This window comes from Okeania sp. SIO3B5 (genome assembly GCF_010692555.1).
Lineage (GTDB): Bacteria > Cyanobacteriota > Cyanobacteriia > Cyanobacteriales > Microcoleaceae > Okeania.
The window spans coordinates 1-6,574 of sequence record NZ_JAAHHG010000545.1 but is presented as its reverse complement, the minus strand read 5'-3'; the positions used below and the strand labels follow the sequence as shown (position 1 = coordinate 6,574).

General features: G+C 37.4%; 5 protein-coding genes. 3 read left to right on the top strand and 2 right to left on the bottom strand.

The features are described 5' to 3' along the window. Positions 1-688: SagB/ThcOx family dehydrogenase (locus tag F6K54_RS37840; protein WP_293089184.1), on the bottom strand; the 688-nt coding region annotated here is incomplete at its 3' end. Between the two features lie 795 nt (positions 689-1,483). Between F6K54_RS37840 and F6K54_RS37835 the strand changes: the two genes are divergently transcribed. Beyond that, positions 1,484-1,996 (top strand): pentapeptide repeat-containing protein, encoded by a 513-nt coding sequence (locus F6K54_RS37835; RefSeq protein WP_366558355.1) that lies wholly within the window; start codon positions 1,484-1,486, stop codon positions 1,994-1,996. A 556-nt stretch (positions 1,997-2,552) separates the two neighbouring features. Continuing rightward, positions 2,553-3,551 carry a ketol-acid reductoisomerase gene (ilvC, locus tag F6K54_RS37830; RefSeq protein WP_293089180.1) on the top strand — a complete coding sequence of 333 codons (999 nt, stop codon included), beginning with the start codon at positions 2,553-2,555 and terminating at the stop codon, positions 3,549-3,551. An 854-nt stretch (positions 3,552-4,405) separates the two neighbouring features. Here the strand turns inward: ilvC and F6K54_RS37825 are convergent. After that, positions 4,406-5,263 carry an alpha/beta fold hydrolase gene (locus F6K54_RS37825; protein WP_293089179.1) on the bottom strand — a complete coding sequence of 286 codons (858 nt, stop codon included), beginning with the start codon at positions 5,261-5,263 and terminating at the stop codon, positions 4,406-4,408. Positions 5,264-5,607: 344 nt separating this feature from the next. Between F6K54_RS37825 and F6K54_RS37820 the strand changes: the two genes are divergently transcribed. Further along, a partial coding sequence (locus F6K54_RS37820) for a YgcG family protein (protein ID WP_293089177.1) occupies positions 5,608-6,574 on the top strand: 967 nt, incomplete at its 3' end.

The following is a 6,574-nucleotide window of genomic DNA, read 5'->3' as shown; positions in this document are numbered from 1 at the left end:
TAGCGATCGCCTGTTCTTCTTGAGTATCTAGATAAAGTATTTGATTTACTGCTTCATCGGTAAACCCACCAATTAGATGAGGTCGATAGTTGGTGAAAGCAGAAGCTAATTCAATATTACCTAGTAAATGACCTGTATCTAAAAATATTCTTCTATATGCTCGGTCTTCATAACGCCAAGCAGAGCGATAGAAAATAGTAGTTATGGCGATCGCTAATTTTGTACTTTCTAAAGCTGGATGCCAAAAACAAGCATCTTGTAATTCTGGCCAGATTCTATTATCCCAAAATCTGAGCAAGGAATGAGTTTTGGCCTGATAATTATATAGTCCGGCAGGTAATAGAGGTGTGCCACGGGAAATTAAATAAACCTCCGCAGGATACAAACCTCCAGCAGAGGGAGCAGCTCTTAAGTAATGATTTCCCATCATTGTTGGCACTTTACCAGTTAATCCATAGCTACATAAAAATAAATTAGATAGCCTTTCTCCTTCTCCTAAATCTTTTTCTTGATTAATTTGTTCTTGCAGATAAGGTTTGAGGTCAATAGTTGTCCCGACTTTATATTCTTTGAATAGTATTGGTTGTTTTTCCCAGTCTAGTTGGCGATTCTTAGTTGCTATTGTTTCTGGGTCGTATTTTGTCCGCTCATGGTAATGTTGAGCGATGGATTGTTGAACTTCTGTCATGTTTCTTGTTAGCTACTATTTGGTATAATTAGGGCTTACTAATTAAATATCGCGCCCATTGACTGATATTGGTTGTAGCATTTTTTGGTCTAAAAAAGTGCGCCTGTTTTCGGTGGAAAGAGCTGCAAAAAGCTAGTATTTTGGGACGATTATGGCAGACAAATCAAGAAACCATTATGAACGACTACCTACTCTATAACTCCCCTAACTCCTGATTAAAGTATCTGTAAAATAAATCTTAAGAGATGCTCAAAAGTTTACATTTTACTGGATTACAACGAATCACAAAGCTAACTATTAACTTTAACCATGTAATCTGGCCAACCCAACCCTACACCAGGATTTAATATTTTATTTACAGATACCCTCTAATTATTAGAGTTGTCGCTAAATAGAGGGAAAAAAATCGCTCCAACCTAGACAGAGCCATCATTCCAAGGCATTTTAGTTGCCAATAGCTACAATCCTTATAGAACAAGGTTTTTGGGGATTTTTTAAGTTATAAAGCGACAAGTCTATTAATTATTAATTATTAATTATTAATTATTAATTATTTAACTACTCCCTACCTCAACAAAAAGACTTTTGAGCACAAACCCTAACTATGATTTTGACATTTCTGAATAAAAATTTTACAAATCTTAAAAAACCATTAGAATCGCAGTAATTTTTATAAGGCCATCTTAATATTAAGCTTAATAAAAAAAGCTGAGTATAAATACTCATAATTTAATACATAAATGATAATTATCAACTACTAATCAAGGTAGTTATAAAAATATTAAGATGGAGAAAATGAGTGCAGAGGAATTACTGGCAAGATACGCTGAAGGTCAAAGAGAATTTTGTGACATTGATTTGAGTAATATTGAATTATTTGAGGCTGATTTAGAAGGAATTAATTTAAAAGGTTGTGATTTAACAAGAGCTTATATGCCTTATGCAAATTTGAATCAAGCTAATCTTAAAGAATGTAATTTGCAAGAAGCAGAAATGGGAGATATTAAACTTTATCAAGCTAATTTATCTAATACCAATATTTCTCTAGGAAATCTATCAAGAGCTAATTTACGTAATGCTAGTCTGAGTGGTGCAAATTTGAATCGAGCCAATTTACAAGGTGCAAATTTATATAATGCAGACCTCACAGACACAGATTTAAGGCACGCAGATTTAAGAAAAGCTAATTTAGAAAAGGCAAAATTAAATAATGCTAAATTGGGATGGTGTAATTTATTTCGAGCTAAAAAAGTCGATTTATCTATGGCAGAACACAACGACACTACTATTGGACCTGATGGATATTAATTAATAATTAATAATTAATAATTAATAATTAATAATTAATAATTAGGGTTTGCTTATGGAAGTATGCATGGTATTGGGTAGGAGTCAAACCCACCCCTCGCCCCTCCCCCTCCCAGGAAGGGAAGGACCGAGTCAGAAGAAATGGGGAATTTAGAGGAGGTAGTCGGGTATTTTATCCCTTGATTTTTCTGCCATAGTCAGCCCAAAATCCTAACTTTTTGGTCGCTCAAGCTTAAAAAGTTGCTCTTTTTTACAGTAAAAAAAAACTACAACCTTTACCTGTTAATGCTTTTAGATTTAATCAGCAAGCCCTAATTAATAATTAATTATTACTTCTCTTGAAAATTATTAGGATTGGCAGAAAGGGTTTTTTTTAACTAGCTATTAGCTAAAAACTTTTCAACCCGTATCTTGAGTAAGGGAGTGGGGGAGCAAGATGCTCCCACTGCTTTTTTTCTCATTGGTTATAGAGTGTAGAGTAGAAAATTTTACCGATATTTGATACAATAGAAGTTTTGCATAAACAATATATAGTTGCAGATAGGAGACAAAAATAATGGCCAGAATGTACTATGATACCGATGCCAACCTGGACATCTTAAACGACAAAACTATTGCCATCATTGGTTATGGTTCCCAAGGTCATGCCCACGCTCTCAACCTCAAAGATAGTGGCTCAAAAGTAATTGTAGGACTATATCCAGGCAGTAAGTCTGCCCACAAAGCAAAAGAAGCAGGTTTAGATGTTTACCCAGTAGACAAAGCTGCCGAAATAGCAGACCTAATTATGATTCTTTTGCCAGACGAAGTACAGAAAACTGTCTATAAAAACGAAATTGAACCTAATCTGACAGAGGGAAAAATTTTAGCCTTTGCCCACGGCTTTAATATTCATTTTGGTCAAATTCTTCCTCCATCAAACGTAGATGTCGTCATGGTTGCTCCCAAAGGGCCAGGACATTTGGTCAGACGGACTTATGAACAAGGAGAAGGAGTACCTTGTCTATTTGCTATCTTCCAAGATGCTTCTGGTCAAGCACGCGATCGCGCTATGGCTTATGCTAAAGGTATTGGCGGCACTCGTGCAGGTATCCTTGAAACCAGTTTCCGAGAAGAAACTGAAACTGACCTCTTTGGAGAACAAGCTGTTCTCTGTGGTGGTCTGAGTGAATTAATCAAAGCTGGGTTTGAAACTCTGGTAAATGCAGGTTATCAGCCAGAATTAGCTTACTTTGAATGTCTCCACGAAGTTAAACTAATTGTCGATCTTGTTGTTGAAGGTGGTCTAGCAAATATGCGGGACAGTATCTCCAATACTGCTGAATTTGGCGACTATACTCGTGGCCCTCGCATCGTTAATGACCAAACTCGTGCCGAGATGCGGAAGATCTTAAGCGAAATTCAATCTGGTCAATTTGCCCGCGAATTTGTCATGGAAAATCAAACAGGCAAACCTGTATTTACTGCCATGCGTCGTCAACAAGGAGAACACCCTGTTGAAGAAGTTGGTAAAGACTTACGCGCTATGTTTAGCTGGCTGAAAAAACACGGTTAAAGAAGGAGTCAGGAGTCAGGAGTCAGGAGTCAACCCACCCCTCGCCCCTCCCAACCCACCCCTAGCCCCTCCCAGGAGGGGAGGGGAAGAAAGAAGAGGAGGAAAAGGAGAAAGTTTTTTGTTCGCGCTCTTACCCGGACATGATATCATACCTCTTTTGACCAACGCCAATTTTTTTAGTCTTAAAGAAGAACTTCTGACTCCTAAATATAATTAGGGCTTGCTGAAAAAGTCTTATGGGTGAGGGTAGGAGACAGGAGACAGGAGACAGGAGACAGGAGAAATGGGAATTATAGAGGAGATAGTAGTAAGAATCGTCCCTAGATTTTTCTGCCCAACTCTTGAGAAAAATCCACTCTTTTTTGAACCATTACCACCTAAAACTTCGCACTTTTTGATACTTAGGGTTTGCTGAAAAAGTCTTTTTGCGCTTGGCAGGGAGTAGGGAGTAGGGAGTAGGGAGTAGTGAAGAGTCAGGAGTTGTAGAGGACGTACTCGGAAAAATTATCCCAAGATTTTTCTGTCTCTATCTTACCCCAATACTCACTTTTTGAGCAATGGACGGCAAATACCTGCTACTTTTTCACTACCTAAAAAGGCACTTACCTTTATCTGTAAAGACTTTTATATTTAATCAGCAAGCCCTACTTAAAAAAGGCACTTACCTTTATCTGTAAAGACTTTTAGATTTAATCAGCAAACCCTAATTATACCAATGCTACCGGGTTTGATATAATATCAAATCCGGTTATGAAAAACTAATTTGTACAAATCCTTCTAACCCTTCTGCCTTCTGCCCTCTGCCTTCTGCCTTACCTTCACAATAAATTTCTCTTCGCGCACCAAATTTAGTATTACTTGTACACCAAAAAGCCAATTATTGCATCAAGAAGTGCTTCTGGTTCATCAACTCTGATTAAATGACCACTATTTTCAAAGATTCTTAGATCGGCATTGGGAATAGCTGTAGCGATTTCTTCTGACAATTCTGGAGGACAAATCCAATCATGTTTTCCTGCTATTATTAAAGTGGGAGCAGTAATTTTATGTAACTGCTCAAGCACATTATAAGAACGCAAAAAACCACCAAACGCAACATTAATAGCATCGGGAGATAATATAGTTCTGTTCCAACTTTTTCCTGATGTTTCTGGTTTATAAGTTAATGAATACATGGGCATCATTAATTGAAAATATTCTTGCAGTTGAGCTTCATTCTCAAATTTACCATCCCATAAAAATTGAGCGATCGCTTGTTGTTCTTTTGTTCCTTTTTTGGCTAAATTAACTTTTGCTAGTTCCAGAAATCTATAACTGCCAGCAGTAGCAATAACAATTAAAGATTGAACATTTTCTGGATAACGCACTGCATAACTTAGGGCAACCATTCCTCCATAAGAAGTACCAATAATCACAATTTTTTCTAGCCCTAAATATTGACGCAATGCCTCCATATCTTCCACATTATTTTCGAGGGTATAAGTTTCTTTTGGTCCCCTCGCCGATCGCCCTTGTCCCCGGTGGTCAAAATACACTAATTGTAATTTTTGACTCAAGGGAGAAAAGGTAGGTTTATAGGAAGTATGGTCTGCACCTGGCCCTCCATGAATCACAAAAGCAACAGGTTTTTCTCGCATCCTTTCTCCATCTGGCACTAGGGCAGCACCTTCAACATCAAAATAGATTTCTGTATCTCTGATTTTAGCTAACATCTTGTTTCAAAAAATGGCGTTTCAAAGGTCAATAGCTAACTTTAGTATATTACGCTCAAAAGCTGTTTGCACAGCATTCCGTAGGAAATGCTAATAGCTAAATGCTTATGTAATTTTAGTAATATCATTTCCGGATAATTAGTGATAAAAAAACCTTTTCTTTCCTTCTGCCTCCTGTCTCCAGCATAGCTGCCTTACCTCCTCCAAAGTGTAAGTATTTAACCGGACATGATATAACTTGCATAACCCCTAAACTTCAAGAAATATATTGAATTGTATAACCAAAACAGGTTACTTTCTGACTCGTCTATGTAATTTAATGTTTCTCTCTGGAGGTCAAAAACATGAAATTTTCTGTAGTCATCTTTAAAAGTGCTTTTTGGACAATTTCTCTATCTCTAGCATTAATGCTATATTCTTTGTCAAGTTTGGCTTTAACTGTCCAGGATGTGCCAAACCCCCGACAAAACTATGGTGGTTGGGTTACAGATATGGCTGAAATACTCAGCACTGACACAGAAGCTAAACTCAACAAAATGATTTCAGACCTCGAAGCAAGCAATGGTTCAGAAATTGCAGTTGTCACTGTCTCAGAAACTCAACCTGCTGCAACTCCAAAAAAGTTTGCTACTGAATTATTTAACTATTGGGGAATAGGTAAGAAAGATCGAGACAATGGGGTGTTGTTTTTGGTTTCTCAGGGCGATCGCCGTCTAGAAATTGAAACTGGGAAAGGAGTACAGGAAATTTTGCCAGATGCTAAAGTTAGCCACTTGCTCGATACCAACATTATCCCGAAATTTAAGTTAGGATTATTTGAAAGTGGTGTAGTTTTAGGTACAACAGCATTAGTAACATCCCTAGAAACTGGGAAATATAGTCTAAAAAGTGGGAAATATAGTCTAGCTAAAACTTCAGTTTCTGAAAATAAGATACTTGTTATGGGCATCATAATTATTATTTTACTGGTATTGGTGGTTCTGATAGTTCTGATTTACATGGATACCAGAAATAGGCCGAGAAGCAGTTATACTCCTCGTAGTTATAGTAGTTACAGTAGCTATAGTGGAGGAAGTAGAAACAATGGTAGTGACAACCACACTCAAAGAAGTAGTTATAGCTCCATAGATACGAATGATAGTGACAATGATAGTAGTAGTGATGATGATAGCTTTGGCGGAGGTAGTAGCGATGGTGGAGTATCGGGAGCTAATTGGTCTGAAACCACTAGCAGCATTAGTTCTGAAAAGTTTGGTGGAGGCAGTAGTAGTGGTGGAGGAACTAGATCGGAAGAGCACAAGTGTGAACTGC